Genomic DNA, 26,861 nt, shown 5'->3' on the forward strand with positions numbered 1-26,861 from the left:
TCCGCCCGACGACGGGCACACCACCTAGCGCTTGCGGACAAATTCCGTGCGCAGCACAAGGCCCTTGATGGCGTCGTGGCGGCAATCGATCTCTTCAGGATTGTCCGTCAGCCTGATCGACTTGATGACCGTGCCCTGCTTCAGGGTCTGATTGGCGCCCTTCACCTTGAGATCCTTGATGAGGGTAACGGAGTCGCCACCCCTAAGGACGTTTCCGGAAGCGTCCCGGACCTCGGTATTTCCCTGCCCTGCGGCGGCCAATTCGGAAGCCGGACGCCATTCACCCGTCACTTCGTCATAGACGTATTCGTCGTCACCGCCTGCCATGGCGCTTCTCCTGGAGTTCAGAATTTTACCTGTCGGGGCCGCTTACAACAACCAAGCCGCCTTGCGCAAGTTGGCCTGCGTCCGCCTACTGAAGGCCCGGATACAACCGCCTCGATTGCATTTTTTCCTGCCGGATGGTATTTCGCCTATGCACTCAAAGAGAAAGGAGGGTCGCGTGCAAAATTACTATTTCCGGTTCAACCGGCAACGTGGCCCCGTCAACGCCCTGCAAATGCGTTTGCAGGGCTGACCAGAGACCGTTTCTCACAAACTTTCTTCCTGGTCTGCCTCTCGTGGCAGCAGTTCGGGCATTCGGCTCGTCTGCAATTCCTCATCCACCGAGCTTGAGCACACGCACGCGATGACGGCTGCACGCCCTCGCTCGTGTGATCGTTCGGCAAGACCAGAGCAAGATCATGACCCTTATCAATATCCGCAATCTCGGCGTCACACTTAGCGCACCGCTTTTCGCCAAACTCGACCTCGTCATCAATCCCGGCGACCGTCTCGGACTCGTCGCTGCCAACGGCCGCGGCAAGTCTACCCTGCTCCGCTGCATCTCGGGGGCACTGGAGGCAACCCAAGGCGACATCACGCGCTCGCGCGGGCTGACGATCGGCTATGTCGAGCAGGACGTGCCGGCCAAGCTGCTTGATGTAGCTTTCCACGATGCTGTCCTGCAGGCGCTGCCGGCAGATCAGCAGGCGAACGAAAGCTGGCGCGTCGACATCGTGCTCGATTCTCTCGATGTCCCGGAAGCCTTGCGCAGCCAGCCGGTCGGGCAGCTTAGCGGCGGCTGGCAGCGACTGGCGATGCTGGCGCGGACTTGGGTGATGGAGCCGGATGCGCTGCTGCTCGACGAACCGACGAACCACCTCGATCTCGCCAAGATTGCCGCCCTTGAGGATTGGCTGAATGCCCTGCCCCGCGATGTGCCTGTGATCATCTCCAGTCACGACCGCGCCTTTCTCGATGCCGTCACCAATCGTACGCTGTTCCTGCGGCCGGAGCAGTCGCAGGTCTTCTCCCTGCCCTACAGCCGGGCGCGGGCCGCATTGGACGAAGTGGATGCGGCCGACCGGAGGCGCTACGAGCGCGACATGAAGACGGCCGAGCAACTGCGCAAGCAGGCGGCGAAGCTCAACAATATCGGCATCAACTCCGGCAGCGACCTGCTGGTTGTCAAGACCAAGCAGTTGAAGCAGCGCGCCGATAAGCTGGAGGATGCGGCCAAGCCCGCTCACCTCGAGCGATCGGCGGGTGCAATCAGGCTCGCCAACCGCGGCACGCATGCCAAGGTGCTTGTGACACTCGACGACGCGGAGGTCCGTACCCCGGATGGCATTGCGCTCTTCCGCACCGGCAAGCAGTTCATCTGCCAGGGCGACCGGATCGTCCTGCTTGGAGAGAACGACGCCGGCAAATCGCGGCTGATCGCGATGCTTCGGAAAGCGATCGCCAACGCAGAGACGGCACAGGACGGCATCAAGGCCACCCCTTCATTGGTGCTCGGCTATAGCGACCAGGCGCTTGCCGACTTGAAAGACAGCGATACGCCGATGGAGACGATCATTCGCCGCTTCGATGTCGGCGACCAGCGGGCTCGCGGGTTGCTGGCGGGCGCCGGTATGAGCATCGACATGCAGGCGCGTCCGGTCGGGCGGCTTTCGGGCGGCCAGAAGGCGCGGCTCGGCATGCTGGTCCTGCGGTTGGCGGAGCCGAACTTCTATCTGCTCGACGAGCCTACCAACCATCTCGACATCGACGGACAGGAAGCGCTGGAGGGCGAACTGATGGCCCATCAGGCGAGCTGCCTCGTGGTTTCCCACGACCGCAGCTTCGTGCGCGCCATCGGCAACCGGTTCTGGCAGATCGAACGCCGACGGCTGATCGAAGTGGAAAGCCCGGAGCCCTTCTTTGCGGCTGCACGGCCTTAGCGTACAGGCTCGTTGCAAGAAGGCGGTGGCGAGGCATGGCAACCCTCGCCCAGCGGCGAATTGCGAGGAGAGGCGATAGAGAGTACAATTTTCGACAGTCATTCGACTGGGGGACAAGGCAATGAGCAGACTGTTGATCCTGTCGGCTGGCGCCATCCTGGCACTGGCTTCCGTGGCGTCCGCCGCACCGGCTATGCAACCGCTGAAGATTTCCAAGGAATGTAGCCAGTACACCGGCCAGACGCCGAGCTTCTGCACGATTACGGAATCGAACCTCGCGGCGATCCCGGCGGGCACCAAGATCTTGTACTATGGGCCGGTGACCGGTAGCCCTCTTTTCGGCAGTAGCACGGCGGTTATTGCCGTCGGAAACGGAGACACGGCGGTCGGGTACTGCGTCACCTACGACACCGCCAGCCCGATGCAGGGAACCTGTGCGTTTCATGCCGGTAGCGGAACGCTCGCCGGTTTCCAGGCGGTCGTCAAGGTGACCGTCGACGACAAGCAAATCTATCACTGGGACGGAGGCTACCTGCTTGGCGCCGACGAGGCCGCCAAGTGAGAGCAAACGCAAGTCTGGCCGTTAGACGTGAATTCGTGCCCTGACTCCTATTTGATAGGTGACGGTGGCGGGAATCTCCGTGAGGGCTGGATTCTCGGGCGATCGGCCGCCTCTCAGGAGGGGCTGGCGTGCGAAAGCCTACCGTTATGCCGGGCAAAGGATACGCACCTGCCGGCCTATTCTCGATGCGCGGACGCCGGATGATAGCGGATTTATCCTTGGATTGATGACCCAGGAATGCGGCTATCAGAACGAGGCCGGCGTGGCGCCGAGCAAGGTGAGCTTGCCGCCGCTGAGGGAATAGAGGCTCATCTTCCGCTCCACGGTGCCGGTTGGCATCAGTCGGAAGAGACCGGTCACGCCGCGGAATCCGACTTTGCTGGTCAGGTTCTGCGCGTTCACCCCTTCCGGCCCCTTTGTCCGGACGATGCCCGAGGCGACCGCCACGGCGTCATAGCCGTAAGCCGCATCGGTGGAGAGCGTCCGCTTGTAGTGACGCTGATAGCGCTCGGCGATCATCGTCGTGCCCTCGGGCTCGACCATGGCGATCACGGTGCCGGCGACGGAGGGATTCGAGTGTGTCTGCGGCGGCCAGGCATTGGTGCCGACGAAGGTCACGTTCGTCTTGCCACTCGCCTTTACGGCGCCGGCAATGGTCGTCGTGATGACCGTCTTGCCCAGGACGAGCACGGTGTCGGCATTCTGGAGGTTGGCAGCGCTCCTTTTGACGGCGTCCGCAGCCGCAGCATCGGTCAGATCGTAACGGGTGAGCCCCAGATATGTGCCGCCGCCGGCGCGGATGGCGCTTGCCAGACGTTCCTCGCCTGCAGCCGGAAAATCAGTCTGCGCAAAAACCACCACCTTCTTGTGGCCGCTGACAGCGGCTGCCCGCACACCCTCGATGGCGCTGTCGATCTCATCGGAAATGAAGTTGTAGACATTTCCCGATGTTGGCGGCACGGGCGCGCCGAGGTTGAGCAAAGGCGGCCGCTGATCGGCAGGGATCGCGGCGACAGCCGCGGTGACGGCCGGCGATGCATAGCTAACGAGAAGCACAGAACCACGCGCCTTGGCGGCGCTCACGGCCGTCGCGGCGGCAGGCGCGCCGGAGGCTACGTCGACGACCTTCACAAAGACCTGGTTGCCGCCGAGTTCGCCGACGCCGAGGCCGGCGCCGTCACGCACGTCACGCGCAGTGCCCTCATAAATACCCGCCGTGCCCCTCGGCAGCAGCAGCGTGATTTCCGCTCCGGTTTCGCCAAAGCTCTCATCAACCTCGCTCGAAGGTGCCTTGATGTCATTAGTCTTGACGTTCTTGGCGATGCCATCGACGTCGGACTGGCATCCCAAGAGCGCACCGCAGGCGACGACGATCGACACCGCGAGGACGGATTTGATCAGTTTCAAGGGGCCGGCGCCTTCCTGAGGCGGCGCTCGCCGTGCCGCGCGTAAACCATGCGCGCGTTGCGCCTGCTCGATCGAATGCACCTTCACCGTTTCCCCACTCTCTCAATCACGGCCTTTTCCGGCCTTTTGGCAGGGGTTCATATCTGCACAAGCGACCCGCGAAAGCAAACCCTTCGCCCAAACTTGGTTGATGGACACACTAAACTTTTATGTTCTTTTGAACGGATAATTTATCCCAACCTTATCTACGCTTAAATACCTGATTTTTATAGCTGTTTTGTACGTTGTCCTCACCCAAGAAGAGGCGACGACTTCATGAAGCGCAGTATAAAAACAAACAACATTGCCGCTTTTACTCTGGCTGCATTTGCGGCCAGTGTTGCACCGAGTCTTTCCGGCGCGTCGGTCCTGCCTTCGCCACAGATTTCGGGCGCGATGTACACCGCCGATTTCGCGGCCGATGCGGCGCGCGCGCTGACCTTTGGCAGTGTTGCCAGCCTCGTCAGCCTGGCGACGAACGATATCGCAAAGACCATCGCCGCCATCGATGTGGCCGCACTGACCCGAACGCTGCAGCCCGAGCCAGCCCGCTGGGTCAAGGAGAGCGTCGCGCCGGAACAGCCGGTCGCGCGCGCGACGATTGCCGCGCCAACCGGCACTGCCGCGTTCGGAACCGTCGCCATCCCTTTCAAGCGGCTCGCCGCATTAAAGAAATTCGCACCTTCGCTGTCGGAAATGACTGATGGGACCGCCATCGACTGCAACGCGGCTCAATGCTCCGAAACGACGACGGCGATCAAGGTTGCCTTTGCCAAGACGTCGCAGTCCTCTATCCGCGACAAGTTGAACGCGGTCAACGTCACCATCAACCACACGATCCGCTACAGCCGCGACATCGACACCTACAAGGTGGCCGATTACTGGGCGACGCCGGCCGAAACCCTCTCGCGCCAGCAGGGCGATTGCGAAGACTTTGCGATCCTGAAGATGGCTGCTCTGCATGCCGAAGGCGTCGACCTCAAGGACATGTCCGTTGTCGTCCTTTTTGATCAGAGGCGTCACTTCTACCACGCGGTACTTTCCGTCGCGGTCAACGACAACCGCTTCATCCTCGACAACATGCGTGACGAGGTGCTGCCGGACACGAAACTGCCTGACTACGTTCCGCTCTATTCGATCGCGGACGGCAAGGGCTACCTCCACGGAACGCGCACCGGCGCCAAGCAAGTGGCTTCGGCCATGCCGTTGGAAAAGATCGCTCCGGGCGAAGGCATGGCGTTCTGAAGTAACCATGGCTGGGGCACCGGAAAGGCGGCTGAATTTCAGCCGCCTTTTCCATGTCCGCATTTAGCGATCAGTAGCGCGAGACGTAGCCAATCAGCATCGGCTTCTCGTGCGTCGGTGCGAGAGCCAGATTGATCTGGCCTTTCATCGAGGCCGCTCCGACGGCAATCGTGAAGCCGGTGTTCAGTGTCCTGCCTCTGTTGCGATAAAGCGTGGCGATCGCCTCGTCGATCTGTGTATCGATCGAGAACCGCAAGGTCTTCGTCAACTGCGCCGCATCGCCAAGCGGCAGGCGCTGGCGGAGCATGGTCAGGAAGGGATCGTTGAAGAGCTGGATCTTCTTTTCCTGGGTCAGCAGGATTGTCGGCGACGGCGACGCCTGAATGATGGCGTTGACGTTAGCCATCGATGAGGCGTCCTCGACTGTATCCAGCCGACGCAGCGCCCATTTGAAGCTGAGCACACGCAGCAGCGACGCAAGGTTTCCGGACTCCGGCATCTGCGAGGCGGTGTAGTGCACGAGGTCGGCAGTGCTCATCTTGCCCGCCGACGACATGCGGCCGAGGCCATCCCAGTAGATCCCCTCGAGACGGATGCCGCGACGCTCGCCGCCCCGACCGACGACCGCCCGGAAGCGCGGCTCGATCTCGTCGGCGGCGATGGCAGGCAATGGCTCTTCAATCGGCTCGAGTTTGGAGAGGGCATTGCTGCTTGGCTTGACGATCAACATCTATCGCTCCGTCAGCGCTTCGCTGCGCGCCTTGTTGATCGGTTTCATCAGGTAGCTCAGCACCGTCTTGTTGCCGGTCATGATCTCGACCGATGCGACCATGCCGGGGATGATCGGGTAGGACTTGCCGTTGCGCTCCAGGGCGGACTTGTCGGTCTTGACCTGCACCAGATAGTAGGTCTCGCCCTTTTCCTTCTCCACAAGACTATCGGCAGAGATGTTCTCGACGATGCCCTCGAGGCCGCCGAAGATCGAGAAGTCATAGGCGGTGATCTTGACGACGGCCGGCTGGCCGCGGCGCACGAAGGCGACATCGCGCGGCGAAATCTTCGCTTCAACGAGCAGCGTATCAGCGGTCGGCACGATGCCAGCGATGACGCGGCCCGGATCGACGTAGGCGCCGATGGTATTGACCTCGAGCGTGTTGACAATGCCGTCGACCGGCGAGCGGATATCGGTGCGCTTGACGCGGTCGGACGCGCCGCGGATCGTCTCGTCGACGACGGAGAGTTCGGCCAGCGCCTGCGCCTTGTCCGTCAGCGCCTGCTGGCGCAGTTCGAGGGCAAGATCGCCGAGCTGCAGCTTGGCTTCCTGCACCGCGGCCTGCAGGCGGTCTATGCTTTCCTGGTAGACCTTGAGCTGGCCTTGCTGATCGGTGAGATCGCGCTCGGTCTTCAGCACTTCCGTCTGGGCGACCAGCTTTTTCTGGGCCAACGGATGAATGAGGTCGTATTGGCGCTGCGCTCCTTCGATATTCTGCTCCAGCCGATCGATATTGGCGTGCGCTTCGCTCAGTTCGTTCTCGCGCTGGCGGACGCGTTCCTGCAACACCCCGAGCTTGTTCTGGTAACTCGCGCGATCAGCGGCGAAGAGCTTCTCCTCGTTGCTGCAGACGTCCTTGGCGACCGACATGATTTCTTCGGGGCAGACGAACGCGGCGTCGTATTGGCCGGCCTCCTCGAGCTTCAGCCGTGCAACCTTGGCACCCAGAGCCCGCGCCTTGGCAACGGACTCGCCAAGCGTGGATGTCGTTGTGGTGTTGTCGAGTTGAACGAGCAGCTGGCCTTTGCGAACCACCTGACCGAGGACGACGGCGATCTGCTGGACGACGCCGGGCTCCGAGGACTGGATGATCTGGGTCTTGGACACCGGAATGACCTTGCCCTCACCGCGGGCGATCTCGTTGATGTCAGCGATTGCCGCCCAAGCGATGAAGCTCGCAATGACGAGAGCCACCAATGCCAGAATGCCGCGGGCGAGAAGCGGAGGATTGTCGTGGCGATTGCTTGCGAGGCTCATGGCTGCGCCCCCGCTGGCTTACGCTGCATGGCTTCGATGACCGTATTCTTCGGCCCGTCGGCGATTATCCGGCCCTTGTCGACGACGATCAGGCGATCGACAAGCTCAAGCATGCTGTAGCGATGGGTGGCAATCAGAAGTGTGGTGTCGCGGCTGATCGCCTGCGACAGGCGCGCAATCAGGTTGCGCTCGGTGGCCAGATCCATGGCGCCGGACGGCTCGTCGAGAAACACGATCTTCGGTTTCGTGAGCAGCAGACGAGCGATCGTCAGCGCCTGCTTCTGGCCGCTCGACAGGTTCGTGCCGCGTTCGCCGACCGGCATATCGAAGCCGCGGGGATGGTTGCCGACAAACTCGTCGACGCCGGTCATGCGAGCGACCTCGAGGAGGTCCTCGTCGGTTGCGTCGGCACGCCCGATAAGGAGGTTTTCCTTCACCGTTCCAGAAAAGAGATCGGAAGACTGGCCAGCCACGGCGACCGCCGAGCGAACCTCGGCCATGTGATACTGACGGATGTCGACGCCGTCGATCAGCACGCGACCGCCCGAAGGGCAAAACAGCCCGTCGAGCAAGCGACCGAGAGTGGTCTTGCCCGAGCCGATGCGGCCGATGATGCCGATCCGCTCGCCGGGCTTCACGGTAAAGGACAGCTTGTTGATGACCGGATAGTCCGAGCCCGGATACTGGAACGACACGTCCTGGAAACTGAAGGCGCCGCGGGTGATCTCCCGGTTGACGAAGCCGACAGTCGACGGGCGGTCGTCGGGCTGCTCCATGATCTTGTCGAGGATGCGCAGTGACATCGTAGCCTGGCGGAAGCGCGCCAGCGTCATGGCGATCTGGCCGAGCGGCGCGCCGGCGCGGCTCGCCAGCATGACCGTCGCGACGATCGCGCCCATGGCAATCCGCCCCTCCGAAAACTCGTAGGTGCCGGCAATCACGATCAGGACGCTCACCATCTGCTGGATGAACATCGTCAGGTTGATCGCATTCGTCGAGATATGCTTGATATCCTCGCTGGTGCGGCTCGAATACTTGGTGAGCTCCTGCCAACGGCGTAGCATCGTCGCTTCGGCGCGCAGGCTCTTCAGCGTCTCGATCGTCGAAATCGTCTCCACCAACAGCGACTGGCGGCGCGATGCCTCGTTGGCGGCGGTCGCCATGCGCTTGCCAATCGCTGCTTGCGCATAGAGGCCGATGACAACCGACAAGACGAACGCCACGGCCGGGATAACCACAAGCCAGCCGGCGATCAGATAAATGACGCCGAGAAAGATGAAGACGAACAGGCTGTCGATCAGCACGCCGATGGTATTCGACGTGAAGAACTCGCGGACGAACTCATATTGCGTCACGCGGTTGGCATATTCGCCCGTCGACATCGGCCGCGAAGCGAGCGTCGAATTGAGCACCTTGTCGAAGAGCAGCTGCGAGAGGCGCAGGTCCGCCTTGCGTCCCGCATAATCGATCAACGAGGAGCGTGCGGTTTTCAGCAGGAAGTCAAAGATATAGGCGAGCGAGATGCCAGCGGCCAACACCCAAAGCGTCGGGATCGCCTTGTTCGGCAGCACCCGATCGTAGACGTTCATGGTAAAGAGCGGCGATCCGAGCGCGATCAGGTTGATGAACAGCGCCGCGACCATGACGCGGACATAGGTGCGCCAGTACGGCGCAAGCGTCGTCGCCAGCCAATGCCGCTTCTCGATCTCGACGGCATTGCCGACGAGCGCCTCTTCCGAGGCGTTCTGATAGTAGAGCGTAAAGGCAAAGGCCAGTTGCGGCTTCAGCGCCAGAAATTCTTCCCGCGTCAGGCGGATCGCGTTGCCGGCAATCGGAACGATATCCGTGACATAGGAGCCGTCCTCGGCGATCTCAAGCAGCGGCAGCACGCTGCCATCCGCAAAGGCGACGATCGCCGGGCAATCGAAATTGCCCTGGCGGCATTCACGCTCCTGATGCTTGATCACCTGCAAGCCGATGCGCTCGGCCATGCGCTCGACATCATCCAGCTCAAGCGACTCGGTCACCTCATCCGGAAGACCGGAGAAGAGGACCGTGTCGGAGCTTGGTCGGCCATAGAACGCAGCCACGGACTTGAATGCGGCTTTGAATGTCTGCAGCGGTGTGCTGCTGGAGGTCTCGAGCGCTACGTTCAGCATTGTTCCATGGCCATGTCGACTACTGCTGTCGAATTGGCGCTAGGAGGTCCAGGGGCATGCCGGCTTTCTGATGAGAATCAAGCTCGACGTATCCGGGATTCGCGACGCCCGCGGGGACAACAAACTCTTCCCGCGCATAAGGTTTGGACTGCTCGACCGGCTTCAGCTTCATCGTCTGAAGCAGATTGCCCGAGGCCGCCAGGATCTTGTACTCGGCAAACTGCGACGCGACGCGCGCGGTATCGGCGAGAACCTGTGTGTTGAAGCGGGTGTTCTGCGCATCGAGCACGTCGAGCAGCGAACGCTGGCCGACCTTGAACTGCTCGCGATAGGAACCGACAAGCTGGTTGTTGATCGAGGCCTGCTTGTTGAGGATACCGGAGAGCTCGCCACGGCTGACGCGCTCATTCCAGGCAGAGCGGACCGACTCTTCGACTTCGCGCTGCACCTGGGCGAGATTGTAACGCTGCTCGCCGGCACGGCGAATCTGCTCCTGCTCGCGAGCAACATCGATGCCGCCGCGATAAAGGTTCCAACGGGCAACGACGCGAACCTGATAGTCGTTGGTGTTGCCTTCGTCGCCGTCGATATCGTTGCCGACGCGGGCAGTGCCTTCGAGGTTGACCTTCGGCATGTAGTTGGCGCGCGCGCCGCGAACGCCGGCATCGGCCGCATCGACATCAGCATTGGCCGAATAGATGCGCGGACTGTTCTTGGCGGCGACGAACACCGCATCGTTCAGTGTCTTCGGAACGTACTTGGCGACCGATGGCGGCGTCTGCGTATTGGTGATCGGCTCGCCGACGACCTGGAGGAAGCGGATCTTCGTCTGCTCCAGCTCTTCCAGCGCTTCGCGCAGGCGCGCCTTGGCGGCCTGCAGACGCTCGCTGCCCTGGAGGCGGTCGGCATCCGTCAGGGCGCCGCCCTTGATGCTCTCGTCGATATCGCCGACCATCTGCGAGTGGAAGGCAACGTTCTGCTTTGCAGCTGCAACGATCTGGTTCTGGAGCACGTATTCCAGGTAGTCCTGCGTCACTTCGAGGGCGAGCGACTCAGAGCGTTCGAGGACCCGAAAGGAAGCGCCATCGACGCGCGAGGCCTGCTGCTGCACCTGAGCGCGACGGCTGCCACCATCGTATAGTGTCTGCGAGATCGTCAGACCAACATCGCCCGGAGACAGATAGTCACTATCATCTCGCAGCGACCCGGAGCTGGCGTTCGACAAGCGACGTCGCCCGATCCCGCTCTCCAGATCTACGGAAGGCAAGTATAGACCACGCGCCTGGCGCAGTTCAAACTCGACAGCTTCACGATCCTTCGCAGCCTGCAAGATCTGCGGGTTCGTTTTCATCGTCTTTTCGATGGCCTGCTGCAGAGACATTGCATTGGCATCAGCATAAAACGAAAAACTTAAAGCAACCGTCGCAGACAATGCTGCAAAAATTCTTTTGGCCTTAAACAAGATCGATGCCCCTCAACATCAAAGATTCACACGGCGTACCCGTATACCAAAGACTGTTCTTCGGCAAATAAGTAACACCAATCTTTCCACATTCCAATTACGACCGCGAGCATTCGTCCCAAAACAGTTAATCGCGGTGGACAACTGCCTAAAGCAAGAATTTTACAGGATTTTTTAACGGGGGTTTTGCCCGGACCTGTTTATCTGGTACTACTTTCAAACGGACATGACCGCGATGAATCTAGGCCAGCGTTACTCTTCAGCCACAATCGTTTCAGCTCTTCGGATCGCCACCCTCGGCGCTGTCTGCTTCGCGGCCGGATCCGTCGGCGTTTTACTTATCTTAAACCTTCTCGTGCCGGATCGACCAATTTTGGTGGGATTTGTCGGCGCAAGCGTAATTTCGCTTTTTGTTGCATTTCCGCTGCTCTTGATCTTGCAGTTCAAGGTCGCCGAACTCAAAAAACTACAGGAAACCGTTAACTATACTGCGCGCCACGACGCCGTAACGAAGACGCTGAACGGAACGGCCTTTGCCGCGGCCGTCGAACACTACATCGACCGACGCAAGCGAATCGCCACCGACGCCGGCGGCGTGATGATCGCCGTGGTCGTCGATACGCTGGACGAGATCAGCCGGCGCTACGGCCCGCAATGGGCCGATACGGTCATGCAGTCGCTGGCCGCCATCATCCAGTCCTCGGTCAGAAAGGGCGACCTTGTGGCCCGTCTTGCCACCAACGAACTCGGGGTGTTCCTGCCGGGCGCTACCGTCGAGAACGCCCAGGATGTCGGCACCCGTATCCGCCGGCGGGTGGCGGAAGCGTCCTTCTCTGACGAAGGCACCCCAATGAGCATCGGCATCCGTCTCGGCGGCGCGGTCTTCGAGGGGCCGACGGATTTCAACCACATCCGCCAGCTCGCCGACGAAATGGCCATGCAGCGCGGCGGCGACAGCGACGAGGCGATTCCGATGTCACGACTGCCGGCCGCTTGAGCTGATCGGTCCACGGCCAACAGTCCGGGGCGCCGACAGGGCGCGCCGGACTGCTGACAGAGCCGTCAGCTCGATTGATTTCCGGAGTTAGTCATTGCCGTCATACCGGCCTGGTGCCGGTGTCCAGCGTGACCAAGCCCTTGATCGCGAAGGGCTCTTTAGCCGCGCAGACGCACGACAGCTGGAATCCGGCTTAAGGCCGGAATGACAGAGAAGCAAGGGTGTCAAACAACAAGAGGCTGTCAGCAGCGTGGGGTGCCGAAAGGACGCCTTTTTGTTGCCGGCTTCGGAATCAACGAATGCCGGCTGTCGCCCATAAGCTACCGTTCAAGACACCGGTTCTCGACCACATCCGCCGGCCCATCGCAGTTTCTCTAGGTAGAGTAATGCCCGCGACGGCAGACCGCCGTGGCAACGAACCCACCGACTTCAGGCACACGCGCACATCGAGGATGAGTAGCCAAGCAGCCTAGCGAGCGATTCCGGTGTCGCGGTCGCGGATATCAACTCATGACGGCAGCCACTCGAGGGAAGAGCCGAAGCGACTTTCTCTGCTTCAAGAGCTGAGAAGGCGTACTCGGCCGTGGACCGCTGACGGATAAGCCCAGAATGCAGAAAAGGCGCCAAGCGGCGCCTTTTCCCTCGCTGGTTCATACAAGCATCAGCCGACGTGCGGGGCCGTCGTCGTATCGTGCTTGTCGTCGTACAGGATCTTGACCGCTTCGGTGGTGTTCTGGAGAACAGCCACATCGTGCCAGCCGCCATTGGCGTTGACGCTGACCACGGTATCCGCACCTGATACCGTCGTCTTGACGCTGGCGAGCGCCTCGGCTTCGGTGGCCTGATGACCGAGCAGGCTGTCGAGAAGCTTCGACACATCGAGCGTATCGCCTTCGCTGGCCTTGTAGTCGGTGATCACGTCGGCGAGCTTGACGTCAGCAAGGGCATCGGCGTCGAGAACAAAGGTATCAGCCCCTGCCCCGCCGGTCAGCGTGTACATGCCTCCGGCGCCCGACAGGATGTCGTCGCCGTCGCTGCCGATCAGCGAGTAGGCATTGCTGCCGCCAAGCGTGGTGTCGAAGGCAACCTCGACAAAGTGACCGGTCGAGCCGTCCGTCAACGTATAGCTGCCGTCGGCAAGGATCGACTGGCCGTTGATCTCCGAGTTTGAAGCGTTCGCATCAAGCGAGATGCTGCTGATCGAATGATCCGAGAGGCTCGAGAGTTCGCCGCTGTCGGTGATGCCGTTGTGGTTCAGGTCCTGCCAGACGGTGAGCTTCGAGAAGGCTTCGTCGGCCGCATCGATCTTGCCGTCATGGTTGCTGTCGAGAGTCGCTAGCGCCGCCAGGCCATCGACGTAGCTGCCGCCGGCGAAGTGCGGCGAGAAGATCTCGCTGCCATTGTCGATCTTGCCGTTGCCGTCGACGTCGAAGGCCAGGATGCCATCACTGCCGGCTGTCCAGGCGATCTGATCCTTGTGGCCGTCGGCATTGATGTCGAACTGGACGCCGTGATCGAGCGTGGTCAGGGCGACGCCATTGTGGTCGAGGTCGAGGATGATCGGGTCGATGGCGAACGTGGCCGCGGACCCCATGCTCGCATACACGTTGGCAAGGGTGACGCCAGAAAGTTCGACCAGCGTGCCGCCGGCAGTGGCGCCAGTCTGCTGGTACACGTAGGTGTTGCCCATCCCCGTGAATGCAAGCGTTGCGCCCGCATCGCCAATATCACTCGCCATGAGGTACTGGACGACCGCGGCCAAGCCCGAAGTCGACGTCACCGACAAGGATTGAGTGAAGTTGTCGTTACCATAGAAAGTGGTCATTCCAGTAGTGGTATTGACACTGTGGGACTCGACAGTGTCGCCGCCAATAGTCAGCGCAGAGTCTGAACCGTTCACAGAAGCGAAGGCCTTTACCGGGGCTACGGAGAAATCCAGCTTGTCGGCAGTGCCGCCCGCTCCCCAATCCGTGATCTTGTCGTATCCGCTGATCGTGCCGTTTTCATTCCTTGTCGCAGTGTTGCCGGTGCTACCTGCAGCGGCGATAGGCGTGGATTCACCTGAGGCGATCACGAATGTATCTCTACCGGCACCACCCGTAAGGACATCGGCGCCAGCACCCCCGTTGATCCTGTCTTCTCCAGAACCGCCGGTGATCACGTCATTGCCGCTAAAGCCGGTGATCGTGAGCCCTTCGGACTGGTGCGAGAGGTTGAGGGTACCCGAACTCGCCATCACCACGTTTTCTATGCGAGCGAGCTGAGCGTCGTTGCTGTCAGTAAAGCCGCCGGCGATCTTCAGCGTATCAGCGCCGTCACCTAGGTCAATCGAAGTGAAGCCGGAAAGCGAATTGCTGACTGTGACCGTATCAGCACCGGTCGACCCAGTTACCTTGGAGGTTTCGATACCGACAAGCGTCGCGCTGATAGCCGAAAGATCGGTCGTCCCGGCGACGTTGACCGTCAACGTGTCGTTGCCGCCCTTGAGATCGATGCTGTCGAAGGCCGCATACTGCTGGGCACTGATGGTCAGGTTGTCGTTACCGGTCGAACCGGTGATCTTCAACGTTTCTACGTTCGAGATCGTCGGCGCGGAGGAGGAGATATCGGCTGTTCCGTTTACGCTTACGGTCAGCGAGTCGCTGTTGCCGCTGCCGAGGTTGATGGAGGTGAAGCCGGTAAGCTGCTCGGCCGACATCGTAACCGTATCACTGCTTGAGCTGCCAGTCAGCGTTTCGACATTGCTGATCGTGCCGGTCGTGAAGTCGACAGTCGTGGCGCCGACAAGCGTAATTGTATCGCTATCAACTCCACCGTCGATCGTCTCGCCAGCAACCCAATCGTTATTGGCCAACAGGAAGTTATCATTGCCCACGCCGCCAGAGAGCGTATCCGCGCCGCCGTTACCGTCGAGCGTATCGTTGCCATCACCGCCAAACAGCCAGTCCGCACCGGAGCCGCCCGTCAGGGTATCGTTTCCGCCGAAACCATAGATGGCTGTGGGGGTCGAGCCAGAGGCGGTTAGCGACGAGTTGGTACCGTTGGTGCCGAGGATGACGTTGACGACGCTATCAGACAAAGCCCCATCGCTGACAGTCAGCGTGCCGCTGACGACGCTGGCCTGTGCCGTCGGCGTCAGGGTGTTGTCGCCGACATGGAGGCCGGGGTTGCTGCCGAATGCGGTGGCAAACGGCGAAGCAAGCGTGAAGCCGGAGCTGTCCGGATCCGCGAGCGTGAACTTGATGCCGCTCTCGGTGACGACGAGGTTCGAGACCACCGGCGCATCGTTGACACCCGTCACGTGGACGATCGTCGTCGCGGTGTTGGAGTTGAGGCCGTCGTTGACGACGACCTGGAAGGTACGGTCAGCGCCGTTCGGGTTTTCCGAGCTGTTCGCAAAGCGGACGGCTTCGATCGCAGCTTCGTAAGCAGCCTTGGTGGCAGAACCGGTGAAGGTAACGGTGTTGCCGCTGATGCTGTAGGCGATGCCGCCGATCGTGCCGGTCGTGGTTGCCTGGCCGGCGATCGAAAGCACGTCGCCTGCCTGGCCGTTGGTCAGCTTGACGGTGGCCGAGCTCATGTTGGCGTCGGCATCGGCAATCACGGCGTTGGTAACGACCGCAACAGCCGAACCGCCTTCGATGAACGTCGGCGTCGTCGTGTATTCGATCTTGACGTTGTCGATGAAGACCTTGTCGCCGTCATCGATATCGTCATTTGAGTAGAAGCGGATCGTGGTCGCGGACGAGATGTAGGCCGAAAGATTGACGGTTACAGTCGTGAAGCCTGCGTCATCCTGACCATTACCGCTGACGGTCGCCACCTCCACCCAGTTACCGTTGCTGTTCAGCACCTGCACATGGATGGCATCGCTAGACTCCATGCTGACCCGCTTATAATCGAAGGTCAGCGTCGCCTGGGTCGCGCCCGTAAGGTCAACTGTGCGCTGGACAAAATCGCCGAAGGTGTCGATCTCTGCATCCGTATCGGTAAGAAGCAAGGCGCCATTGCTCACCCGGACATCGCCGGTCGTAGCAGCATTGCCTTCGTTCTCGCCGTACTCGATCCAGTCCGTCTTCCAGTTCGCGGTACCGTCGTTGCCGTTATAGGCCTGCTGGTTGAACTGATCGAGGACATAAGCGCTATTCGACAGAGTCAGGACCGGCGCAACGTTTTCCTGGAGATCCTTGACCGTGACATTGAGCGTCTGGGTGTCGGTCTTGTTGCCGTCGGAAACCTGAACGATGACGTTATAGATGTTGTTCGCGCCATTATCGAGCGGATGCTCGAAGTCCGGCGCGTCCTTGAAGCTCAGGTTACCGGAGCCGTCGATCTTAAAGAGGTTCTGGTCGTCTCCGCCAACGATCGAATAGGTCAGGTTCGCTTGCGAACTGTCCACGTCCGTTGCTGTCACAGTCGTGACGGCGCTTGTGTTCTCGTCGATCGTAATGGCCGCGGTATCGCCACCGCCGTTGGAGGTGATGACCGGCGCGTCGTTGACCGAGGCCACCGCGATCGTCGCCGTCGCCGGCGTGCTGTCGGCCAGGCCGTTGTCGTCGACTGCTGCGTAATGGAAGCTTGTCGTGCCGTTGTAGTTCGCGGCCGGCACAAAATAGACCGTCGAGCCGCTTACCGTGTCTCCAGCATGAAGTTCAGTCGTCAGACCGGCATCGCTGTAGAGCTTGCCGTTCGCCGGCAGGTCGCTGATCTTGTAGGATGCGACCGTGCCGTCGATGTCACCTCCCGACAGAGCGACAGAGATCGAGGATGCATCCTCGTTGCCGCTGCCCGATGCCGCGTTGGTTTCCGGCGCATCATTGGTTCCGCCGATGCTGACCGTCACCGTCGTCGTTGTGCCATCTGCCGAGGAGACCGTGAAGACCTCCTGATAGGTGTGGCCCGCCTTGAACTCGTCATGCGCGGAATTGGCCGTATAGGTCCAGTTGCCGTTCGTATCGATCGAGAACTTGCCGTAGCCGCCGGGGTTAGAGACGTCGCTCTGTGCCACGAAGCTGGCCGGACTGTCCGCGTCGGTGATCGTCAGCTGTCCGGATGCGCTAATCACGGCCGCAGTGTCACCCTCCGTCAGATTGGCAACGACCGGTGTCAGGACCGCCGCGTCGTTGGTGCCGAGAATATCGACCGTCACCGTCGTTGTCGTGCCGTCGGCGGACGTCACCGTCACGCTGTCGGTATAGTGCTGGCCGGCGACGAACTCGTTGTGGGCTGTGTTGGCCACATAGGTCCAGGCGCCGTTCGCGGTGATCGTGAACTTGCCGTAGCCGTTCGTGCCGGCAACGTCCGTCTGCGGCACGAAGGTCGCAGCACTGTCGACGTCGGTGATCGTCAGCTGTCCTGATGTGCTCAACGGCGCGTCGGTTTCCGTCAGGTTGACGGAGGTCGTGCCGCCGATGACCGCCGCGTCGTTGGTGCCGAGAATGTCGACCGTCACCGTCGTCGTCGTGCCGTCGGCAGAGGTCACCGTCACGCTGTCGGTGTAGTGCTGGCCGGCGACGAACTCGTTGTGCGCCGTGTTGGCGACATAGGTCCAGGCGCCGTTCGCGGTGATCGTGAACTTGCCGTAGCCGTTCGTGCCGGCAACGTCCGTCTGCGGCACGAAGGTCGCAGCACTGTCGACGTCGGTGATCGTCAGCTGACCAGACGTGCTCAACGGCGCGTCGGTTTCCGTCAGGTTGACGGAGGTCGTGCCGCCGATGACCGCCGCGTCGTTGGTGCCGAGAATGTCGACCGTCACCGTCGTCGTCGTGCCGTCGGCAGAGGTCACCGTCACGCTGTCGGTGTAGTGCTGGCCGGCGACGAACTCGTTGTGCGCCGTGTTGGCGACATAGGTCCAGGCGCCGTTCGCGGTGATCGTGAACTTGCCGTAGCCGTTCGTGCCGGCAACGTCCGTCTGCGCCACGAAGGTGGCCGGGCTGTCGACATCAGTGATCGTTAGCTGTCCTGATGTGCTCAGCGGCGCGTCGGTTTCCGTCAGGTTGACCGAGGTCGTGCCACCGATGACCGCCGCGTCGTTGGTGCCATGGATGACAACGGTAATCGAGGATGGGGTCGCGGTCGTGCCGTCGCTGACCTGGATGTCGTACTTGATCGTAATCGTCTGGCCAGCGCCCAGGAAGTCGAGGTTCTGTGCGCCCGGATGGTAGCTCCAGTTGATGAGCGAGACGCTGCCGTTCGAGATCGGCGACGATCCGAAGGTCAGGGCAGCTGTGTTGGTAAGGGCGGCCGCAAGCTCCGGCGTCAGGACACCGCCGGTCCATGTTGCCGTAGCGCCGGTCACGGAGGGCGTTTCGGTATCGCCGACATCGAAATCGGCAACCAGCAGCTGTCCTTCAACATTGACAGCCTGGGCATGGGCATCCGGCAGCTCATTGACGTCGTTCCCAGGCGAGATGACCCCGACAAGCGGAATATTGTTATCGCCCGTGACGTGAATGGTCAGGGTTGCCGTGGACGTCAGTCCGGACGGATCCTTGACCGTGTAGGTGAAGGTATCGTCGACCTGAGCACCCTTCGGAAGCACCTCGGCGGCGAGAGCGTTCGCCGTGTATTGGTAGGTGCCGTCAGCCTTGATGACCAGATCACCATACTTGCCATGGCTGACAGTGCCGGCTGCCGTGACGGACGCGGCAACGCCGTCATTGAAGCCCTTTATGGCGCCGACCGCCAGGTGACCGGTATCGCCGGCATCCGGGTCTGTATCGTTGGCAAGCACGCTCTGGCTCGAAACGACGGTCTTGTTCTCCAACACCGCGTTTTCGTCATTGACGCCGACAGGCGCCTCGTTGACGTTGTTGATAACAAGCGTGAAGTTCTTCGACGCATCGACCGAACCGCCGACGGCCGGATCGTCCACATTGACCGTGACGTCGTAAGACGACTTCGCCTCGAAGTTCGGCGAGGTGCCCACGTAATAGAGAGCGCCGTTCTTTATCGCGAAGGACGCCGCGTCGGCGCCCGAAAGCGAGTAGCCATTGGTGCCGAGCGCATCGTCGACCACGCCGAGCGTCGCAACCTTGATACCGTCGGGACCGACTGCCGTGTTCTCGTTGATCGATGCGACGACATTCGAGAAGGTCACCGCCGTCGGCGCTTCGTTGACATCGTTGACGTTGAGCGTGAAGTTCGCCGAAGCGTCGACCGAACCACCGACAGTGGGATCGTCGACGTTGACCGTGACGCTGTAGGACGACTTCGCCTCGAAGTTCGGCGACGCACCGACATAGTAGAGGTTGCCGTTCTTGATCGCGAAGGAAGCCGCGTCGGCGCCCGAAAGCGAGTAGTTGTTGGTGCCCTGCTCGTCGTCGACAATACCGAGCGTCGCGACCTTGATGCCGGTTCCGATGACCGTATTTTCGTCGATGGAGGAAATGGCGCCCGTCAGGGTGACCGCCGTCGGGGCGTCGTTGACCGGCGTGACGTTGACGGTGACTGTTGTCGTCGCGGTGCCGCCGTGGCCGTCGTTGACGGTGTAGGTAAACGTATCCTTGCCGTTGTAGTTGGCGGCAGGGTTGTAGGTGACGACACCGTTGTTCAACGTTACCGTACCGCCGTGCGCGGAGGTGCCGCTGACGCTGACGAGGTTCAGCGTGTCGCCGTCGACATCGCTGTCATTCGCCAGCAGGTCGGCAGCCTTGATCGTCAGCGCGGTGTCCTCGGCGGTCGTGATCGGGCCGCCGCCGGTCGATGCGGTGAAGTTGTCGTAGGCAATGCCGTCGTCGTTATCATCAGTATAGACGCCGTACCCGCCGAGAGCCGGAATTTCGGAGCTATGGAGCACCACAGGCTGCCCGTTGCCTTGCACCGTGACATTGATGCCGTCGCCATCCACTTCGACCTTGAAGTGGATCGTGTTGGGACCAAGGTTGGCCTTGTCGACCATGTCCAGAACCGTGACCTGGTTGCCATCCACGCGCTCGAGAACGAGATCGCGGTGGGTGCCCTGGTTGGCGTAGTCGGTGCCGAAATCCTTCCAGTAGACGCGGTAGTAGTGGGTCGAGTCCTGATAGCCGAAGACCACGCCAAGCGCCTGGTTGGACTTGGGGTTGCCATTGCCGGTGTTCGGATCGCCATCGACCTCGATGGTGTAATACTTGCTGCCGGCCGGCAGGCTGTTTGCCGGTGCGAGCGCGATGCCGTTGCCGTCATTGGAGGACGAGTCGGTCCGCTCGACGAGGCTGCCTCCACTCATCGACCAGCTGGGATTGCCCGAGAGCTTGACGAAGGTCCAGCCGTCGGTGCCGGAATTGTTGAAGTTGTCGCTGTAGGTGGCCGCAACGCCGCCCAGGGTCGTGTCGTCGACAGCCACCGGGTTGTCGTTGGAGCCCTGGACCGTGATGGTCGCGCTCGCCGTATCGCTGCTGCTGCCGTCGGAAACGGTATAGTTGAACTTGATGGTCGCGGTTTCGTTGACACCCAGCGCCTTGAACGGATCCTCACCGTTGTCGGACCAGATCTTGACGTCGCCATTCGAGCCGACGGACATGTGGGCGTCGCCGAAGTTCGTGGCGATCTTGTAGACGCCGTTTCCTTCGCTCGCCACAGAAAGCGTCAGGCCAGTGCCGCTCGCGGTATTGACCGTCACGTTCGAAATGCCGGTGACGTTCAGGCTGGCGCTGTCGACATCCGTGTCGTTAGCGAGAACGTTGCCGACAACGAGCGGGTTCGCCGACGAAGCATGAGAGGAAACGCCGTCTTCGCTTGCCGTGAAGGTATCGTCGTTGGCGACCGGAGCATCGTTCGTTCCGCGCACCGTGATGGTGACGGTTTGGGTGTCGGTCGCGCCGTGGCTATCGGTGACCTGAACCGTGAAAGTTTCAAGCTTATTGTCGCCGTTCTTCAGAGCCTGGGTTGCCGGCAGGCCGTTGTCGAGCGTGTAGGTCCACTTGCCGGCCTGGTCGACGGAAAGCTTGCCGTAGACACCTTTCACCGAGGAGCCGTCTTGAGTCTGGTTGCCGGAGGCCACCACCGACCAGCTGTCGTTGCCGCTGTTGTCGTCACTGTCGACGTCCGTCTTGGTCAGCGTGCCGCTCTCGATCGCATCACCATTGGTGCCGGCGCCGGCCTCAACGACCGTTGCGCTCGTCGTGCCGCCGGTAATGACTGGCGCATCGTTCGTGCCGGTAATGGTGATGACAACGTTCTGCACATCCCTTTCGCCATGGCTGTCGGTGACCCACACCTGGAAGGTCTCGGTGACAACCTTGCCAGCGGACAGGCCCTGCGTATCCGAACGGCTGTTGTCGAGCGTGTAGGTCCACTTGCCGGCCTGGTCTATCGAAAGCGAACCATACTTGCCGTTGTCTGTGGTCAGCCAAGGGTTGCCGACACCCCAGAAATCGTTGGTCGCATTGTCGTCGGAGTCGACATCCGACTTCACCAGGGTATCGGAAATCGTCGCAATGCCGTTCGTGCCGACACCCCCCTCGATGACGCTGCCAGTTGTATGGGAATCCGCGATGACAGGCGCGTCGTTCGATCCGAGGATATTGACGGTGATCGTCTTGGTGGCGGTCGCACCGTGGGTGTCCGTGACCGCCACATCGAATTTCTCGCTGGCCGTCGCGTCGAGGGCGAGGCCTTGCGTCGAGGCCAGCGTATTGTCGAGCGTGTAGGTCCATTTGCCATTGGCATCGACCGATATCGATCCGTAGAGACCCTTGACGGAGCCTCCGTCAACGACCTGGCCGGCGCGAGGCGTGATCGACCAGGAGTCGTTCGAGCTGTTGTCGTCGAGGTCAGCGTCGGTCTTTGTGAGAGTGCCGCTGGCAGTGCTCTCGCCGCGCGGCAAGCCGAGCCAGTTGTAACCGTGCTCGACCACCCACTCGCTCGTCGAGCCGCCGGTAATGACTGGCGCGTCGTTCGTGCCGTTGATGACGATCGTGACGACCTGGCTAACCTTGCCGCCGTCGCCGTCGTTGAGGAGGACGGTGTATTTCAGCGTGACGTGATCGTTCGCGCCGAGATAGTCGAATGTCTTGTCCGGAGCAGAGAACGTCCACTTGATCTCGCCGGCCGTGCTGCCCGGTGCCTTCGTCACTGAGTCGATCTTGAAGAACGACATCAGGTTGGAGGGCAGACCGCTCTTCGTGTCGGCAGCGTCAACGCCGGTGACAGTGGCTGTGTGGCCGACATCGTTGAGGTCGACATCGGTAAACGTCAGGCTACCGGACGCCTTCTGCTCGGAATTCGAGCCAGTGGTGTTGGGCGCTTCGGTGAGGGTTGCACCGGCGTTCGCCGTCGTGAGCACGGGCGCGTCGTTCGATCCGGTAATCGTTACCGTGACGGTCTGCGTATCGCTCGCGTTGTGGCTGTCGGTCACCTTGACCGTGAATGTCTCGGTCCGCGTCTCGCCAAGCGCGAGACCCTGCGTTGCCGCACTGGAATCGTTCAGCGTGTAGGTCCACTTGCCCGCCTGATCGACCTTGAAGCTGCCGTAGGCGGTAACAACGCCCATCTGACCGGAAGATGTCTGTCCGTTGCCGGCGACAACCGACCAATTGTCGTTCGAGGGCTTATCGTCCGAGTCGACGTCGGTCTTTACAAGCGTATCGGAAACGGAGTTTACGCCGCGGGCGGTTCCCGTCGCGTCCATGCCCATTTCGATCACAGCGCCCGTCGCATGACTGTCGGCGATCACAGGCGCGTCGTTCGTGCCGGTGATCTTGATCGTCAGCGTCTTGGTATCAGTCGCACCCCATTCGTCCTTGATCGTGAAGGAGAATATCTCATAGCGCACTTCGCCCGCCGCCAGCGCCTGTACGGACGCTTTCGTGTTGTCGAGCGCGTAGCTGTATGTGCCGGTAGACGCATCCCAGGTGAGCTTGCCATAGTCGCCGGCAACGCCCGTCGAACCATTGCTCTTTCCATCGACGCCCGCAACCGTCAGGACCGCACCGTGATCAACGTCCGACGCGCCGTTAAGCAGGTTGCCGGTCGCGACGGAGCTATCCGCGGTCGAAATCCCCTCCTTGACCGTATTGTACTGGAAGTCGACGCTCGGCGCGTCGTTGGTTCCCTTGATCTCGATCGTCAGGGTGGTCGTCGAGATGGCGCCGGACGCGTCCCTTACCGTGTAAGTGAAGGTCTCGTGGGCGGTTTCACCCTGAGCAAGACGATTCGTATCCTTGTCGAAGTTGTTGAGGATGTAGGTATATGAGCCGTTCCTGTTGAGCTCCAGGACGCCGTAGTCGCCGTTCTTGACGAAGACGCCAAAGGCATGGATGTCTGCGTCCTTGAGGTCCGAGACGACCTTTGTGTCGCCGGCATCACGGTCCGAGTCGTTGCTCAGGACATTGCCTTCGGCCTTCCAGTCGCCCAACGTCCCGACGCCGGCTTCCTTCACCATGTTGGTGTCGGCGACCGCGACGGGAGTGTCGTTGGTGCCGTCGAGCGTGATCGTCAGCGTCTTGCTGTCGCTGGCGCCAGCACCATCGGTCACCGTCAGCGTGAAGCTTTCCGTTGCGCCATTCTTCAGTGCTTCGATCGCGCCATCATTCGGCACGTAGGAATAGGCGCCCGTCGCGCTGTTGAGGTAGAGCGTGCCGTAGGTCCCCACCTTTTCGATGTTATAGTCACCTGCAAAAGTTCCCGTGACCACACCGGTACCGCTGATGCCATAGGTGGCGGAATCGCCAACATCGACGTCGGAGGACTGCAGCTGACCGACCACGGGCGCAAACGTGTCGTCGCCGGCCGTATCCTTAAAGGTCCAGCCGGTAATCGCGGAGAGCTGCGGCGCGTCGTTGGTGCCGTTGACGGTCACCGTAATCGTCTGCGTCGCGGTGCCGTCAGCGGAGGTCACCGTCAGCGTCTCGTTGAAATGCGCTCCCTGACCAAGCGACTGAGCGAGCCCATTGTTGAGCGTGTAGTTCCATGCCCCCGTTGCCGGGTTGAAGCTGAAAATGCCGTACTGGCCGGCAAGCGACGAAGGCGTCTGGAAATGATTTTCGCCGTGGTCGACATCCTTGACCGAGAGCAAGCCGTTGGCTTGAAGCTGACCGTCCTCGACAACGGCACCGGCAGCAACGCCCGAGATGGACGCCGTATCGTTCACACCGGTAATCTGGATCTGATAGACGCCGGTCTTGCTGTCACCATCGGAGTCAGTCACGGTGAAGGGAACGGTGACGGTGGCGACTTCGCCGCCATTCAGCGAATCGAAGACACCAGCTTTGATGACGATTGCGCCATTCTGATAGAAGTAGTCCTCGGCATGGAGCGTCAGGGCGATGCCTGCCGCCGACGCAACGGTTGCGGTTCCCAGCACCACCTTGCCAGCGCCGTCCGCGCCGAAGTTGAACTGCTCGCCGGCCGCCAGCTTGAAGGACATCACGTCGTCTTCGCCTGCCGCACCTGTGAAGACGGCAGCGGTCGTGCTCCCTGTCAGGCTGACATTTGCGAGGTAGGTGCCGGTGTTGTCCGAGCTATTGCCGACTTCCTTGAATGTCAGCGTATTGGTACCGCCGATCGCCGTAAGGTCGAGATCGATCGACTTCATCGAGGAGGTCGGCGAGTAGGTGTAGACCAGCTTGTTGTTCCAATAGACTTCCAGCCCCGAGGATACAGGACTCGGCGATCCTGCCTGGAAGCTCAGCTTGTAGGTCTGCCCCTCGGCAAGCCCCGATATATCCTGGGAAATCGTTGTGTTGCCCGGCGACGATCCCATGTCCACCATCGGCGCGCCGTTGGATGTCGTCATGCCCAGATAGCCGCTGCCAACGCGTTCAAGCTGCACGCTGCCGGTACCGTCGACCTTCCAGCCGATATCGGCGTTGGCCGCTCCGCCAAGAGGACCACCCCAATCGCTGTGCTGCTCCCAAGTGCCGGCCGCAAAATTGCCGTTGGCGAGCAGGTTGACCGCCTGGACGGCTCCATTGATCGTCGGCACGTCGTCGTGGATATCGACGACGAAGGAACCGCTCGCGGTGTCGCCGTCGGCGTCGCTCGCCACGAAATTGAAATGCAGGTCGAGCTGCGTGTTGCCGATCTCAGAGTTCTGCGGATGATCGAGGGGCTGCAGCAGCGTGAAGCTGTAGGCGCCGTTCGGCGCCGTCGGATCAAGCTTGACGACGAAGACTTCGGTGCGGCCCTCGCCTTCGCCGATGAAGCCGGTCAGCGTGTGGCCGTCGGAGGAGATCGCGAACTGAATCGTCTGGCCATCGGACTTCAGACCGCCGAGCTGGTCCTGCGCTGTCGAGAACGTCAGATCGCGATGCGCGCCGGCGTCGGCGCCCCAGTGAATGCCGAGCGAGACGTCGTGAACGCCTGCGTTGTTTCCTTCGCCGGACAGCAGATCGGACTCGTTGATCGCGCTCGGGCCAACACCGTCGCCGGTGCTCGGACCATCGTCGTTGATGTCGATCGAAGCGACGCCGGTGGCCTGGTCGCCGTCCTTGTCGGTGACGGTGTAGCTGAACTGAAGGCGCAGGATATCATTGACGCCTGCCTCGCCCCTGTCCGGGTGATCGAGCGGAGCGAATTGCGTAAAGGTGAAGGCACCGCTTGCCGCGTTCGTAACGGTCAGGACGAAGACCGGCTGGCCATCGACGCTGCCGGTGATCGTCAGGCCATCGACGGTAATGACGACCGGCTTGCCGTCGGACATCAGGTCAATGTGCGTCCCGTTCTGCGTGCCCTCGACCATGTTGAGCGAATCGGCAAGCCTGACCTCGGTGATCTCCCCGACGTCCGCGCCACCATCGAAGCCGAATATGCCGTTGACGGTTTGCGTCTCGAAGCCGCCTTCTGTGCCTTCTGTTTCCGTCAGGCTGAGGTTTGTCGTCCGGTCAGCGGAAATGGTTGGCTGGTCGTCGAACAGTTCCCGGCGGTCGCCGAGACCCGGATCGGGCTGCTGCGTGTCCGCCAGCAACTGCGCGAGCTGGGTCGGATCGTTCGGATCCTGCTGGATGGTGTCCTGGAAATCGGCGCCGGAGCTTGGTGCGGAGGCACTTGCCGAATAGGAGCCGTCGGGACCCGCGGCGACGTTGATGTTGTTCTGCTCGAGAGCGGCAATCACGGCCTGCTGCGGCAGCTCGACTTCGCCGAGCAGGAAGGTCGGCACATGCAGGGCGCCGTTGACGATCACAATCTCCGTGCCATCGGCCTGGACAAGCACCAGGTTGTTGCCTTCGACGCGGATGTCGTCGATCGACACATCGGCCGGCAGGTGAGCGACGTTGTTCTGATCCGGGACGATTTCGGCTGGATGAGCGTTGGCGGCTATCGTCTGCGGAGCCGCCGGCACGCGGTCGGTCTTCTCGGGCTGTTGGCTATTGTCGACCTGTGCAACTTCGACACCCTGTGCAGCAGAAACGTCAATACTTGCGTCTTCATGAATGTCCTGACGGAAGTCGTGCGAGACGTTTTCGCTTGCAGTAGCGGAAATGCGCGGATCTTCGATAGACATAACAAAACAACCCCAATGAGAAACTGGGGCCAATCAATTACGCAGAAGAGCCAAAATCAATACTTGCAGCCGCTTAAGACATAGCCGGTTATGCATCCACCCAAAAATGTTTTAGGAAGAGTTAACGGTCGAGCCCCGAATATCGCTGGAACCGCTAAAATTCTAATAAAATTAATGAAATACAAACGCCCGGTCGGCGCTAACGCAGAATGTTCCAGCCTTCGATTCGACGCCTTATCTGCCTCCGTCACCTTCCGGCAGCGTACTTGGAG

General features: G+C 61.0%; 11 protein-coding genes. 4 read left to right on the forward strand and 7 right to left on the reverse strand.

Features of this window, described 5'->3' with window-relative positions; genetic code table 11:
- Nucleotides 1-24: 24 nt before the first annotated feature.
- Nucleotides 25-327, reverse strand: coding sequence for an alkylphosphonate utilization protein (locus tag FHT76_RS10770; protein WP_259126719.1), 303 nt, complete (start codon nucleotides 325-327; stop codon nucleotides 25-27).
- Nucleotides 328-743: 416 nt separating this feature from the next.
- On the opposite strand from FHT76_RS10770, the gene FHT76_RS10775 reads away from it, so the two are divergent.
- Both FHT76_RS10775 and FHT76_RS10780 read left to right on the forward strand, forming a co-directional pair.
- Nucleotides 744-2,264 carry an ABC-F family ATP-binding cassette domain-containing protein gene (locus FHT76_RS10775; protein ID WP_259126717.1) on the forward strand — a complete coding sequence of 507 codons (1,521 nt, stop codon included), beginning with the start codon at nucleotides 744-746 and terminating at the stop codon, nucleotides 2,262-2,264.
- A gap of 121 nt (nucleotides 2,265-2,385) precedes the next feature.
- Nucleotides 2,386-2,826, forward strand: coding sequence for a hypothetical protein (locus FHT76_RS10780; protein WP_183859765.1), 441 nt, complete (start codon nucleotides 2,386-2,388; stop codon nucleotides 2,824-2,826).
- Between the two features lie 246 nt (nucleotides 2,827-3,072).
- Here FHT76_RS10780 and FHT76_RS10785 read toward each other — a convergent pair whose 3' ends face one another.
- Nucleotides 3,073-4,233 (reverse strand): hypothetical protein, encoded by a 1,161-nt coding sequence (locus FHT76_RS10785; RefSeq protein WP_259185588.1) that lies wholly within the window; start codon nucleotides 4,231-4,233, stop codon nucleotides 3,073-3,075.
- Nucleotides 4,234-4,548: 315 nt separating this feature from the next.
- Here FHT76_RS10785 and FHT76_RS10790 point away from each other — a divergent pair, with 315 nt between their 5' ends.
- The gene (locus FHT76_RS10790; protein ID WP_183859769.1) at nucleotides 4,549-5,517 is read left to right on the forward strand and encodes a transglutaminase-like cysteine peptidase; all 969 of its coding nucleotides are present in this window, start codon (nucleotides 4,549-4,551) and stop codon (nucleotides 5,515-5,517) included.
- A 70-nt stretch (nucleotides 5,518-5,587) separates the two neighbouring features.
- Here the strand turns inward: FHT76_RS10790 and FHT76_RS10795 are convergent, their stop codons facing one another.
- The 4 genes from FHT76_RS10795 to FHT76_RS10810 are packed head-to-tail and all read right to left on the reverse strand — an operon-like array spanning nucleotide 5,588 to nucleotide 11,086.
- Entirely contained in the window at nucleotides 5,588-6,247 is a 660-nt protein-coding gene (locus FHT76_RS10795) for a ribbon-helix-helix domain-containing protein (RefSeq protein WP_183859771.1), read from the reverse strand.
- Nucleotides 6,248-7,546, reverse strand: a complete 1,299-nt coding sequence (locus tag FHT76_RS10800) for an HlyD family type I secretion periplasmic adaptor subunit (RefSeq protein ID WP_259126715.1) — start codon at nucleotides 7,544-7,546, stop codon at nucleotides 6,248-6,250.
- A complete protein-coding gene (locus FHT76_RS10805) occupies nucleotides 7,543-9,705 on the reverse strand; it encodes a type I secretion system permease/ATPase (RefSeq protein WP_259185589.1) in 2,163 nt (720 codons plus the stop codon). Before FHT76_RS10805 ends, FHT76_RS10800 begins: the two co-directional genes overlap by 4 nt.
- A 19-nt stretch (nucleotides 9,706-9,724) precedes the next feature.
- Nucleotides 9,725-11,086: a TolC family outer membrane protein gene (locus FHT76_RS10810; protein ID WP_183859777.1), complete on the reverse strand. Its 1,362-nt coding sequence runs from the start codon at nucleotides 11,084-11,086 to the stop codon at nucleotides 9,725-9,727.
- A 517-nt stretch (nucleotides 11,087-11,603) separates the two neighbouring features.
- Between FHT76_RS10810 and FHT76_RS10815 the strand changes: the two genes are divergently transcribed.
- On the forward strand, nucleotides 11,604-12,164 hold the full coding sequence (locus FHT76_RS10815; protein ID WP_246712546.1) for a GGDEF domain-containing protein: 561 nt from the start codon (nucleotides 11,604-11,606) through the stop codon (nucleotides 12,162-12,164).
- 661 nt (nucleotides 12,165-12,825) lie between these two features.
- On the opposite strand, the gene FHT76_RS10820 is transcribed toward FHT76_RS10815, so the two are convergent.
- Nucleotides 12,826-26,589 (reverse strand): VCBS domain-containing protein, encoded by a 13,764-nt coding sequence (locus FHT76_RS10820; protein WP_259126712.1) that lies wholly within the window; start codon nucleotides 26,587-26,589, stop codon nucleotides 12,826-12,828.
- Nucleotides 26,590-26,861 lie beyond the last annotated feature (272 nt).

This window comes from Rhizobium sp. BK176 (assembly GCF_024808055.1).

What these genes read in the sequence shown, in the direction of transcription:
- FHT76_RS10770 (WP_259126719.1), bottom strand. Translation starts at nt 327, where the DNA reads ATGGCAGGCGGTGACGACGAATACGTCTATGACGAAGTGACGGGTGAA.
- FHT76_RS10775 (WP_259126717.1), top strand. Translation starts at nt 744, where the DNA reads ATGACCCTTATCAATATCCGCAATCTCGGCGTCACACTTAGCGCACCG.
- FHT76_RS10780 (WP_183859765.1), top strand. Translation starts at nt 2,386, where the DNA reads ATGAGCAGACTGTTGATCCTGTCGGCTGGCGCCATCCTGGCACTGGCT.
- FHT76_RS10790 (WP_183859769.1), top strand. Translation starts at nt 4,549, where the DNA reads ATGAAGCGCAGTATAAAAACAAACAACATTGCCGCTTTTACTCTGGCT.
- FHT76_RS10795 (WP_183859771.1), bottom strand. Translation starts at nt 6,247, where the DNA reads ATGTTGATCGTCAAGCCAAGCAGCAATGCCCTCTCCAAACTCGAGCCG.
- FHT76_RS10800 (WP_259126715.1), bottom strand. Translation starts at nt 7,546, where the DNA reads ATGAGCCTCGCAAGCAATCGCCACGACAATCCTCCGCTTCTCGCCCGC.
- FHT76_RS10805 (WP_259185589.1), bottom strand. Translation starts at nt 9,705, where the DNA reads ATGCTGAACGTAGCGCTCGAGACCTCCAGCAGCACACCGCTGCAGACA.
- FHT76_RS10810 (WP_183859777.1), bottom strand. Translation starts at nt 11,086, where the DNA reads ATGTCTCTGCAGCAGGCCATCGAAAAGACGATGAAAACGAACCCGCAG.
- FHT76_RS10820 (WP_259126712.1), bottom strand. Translation starts at nt 26,589, where the DNA reads ATGTCTATCGAAGATCCGCGCATTTCCGCTACTGCAAGCGAAAACGTC.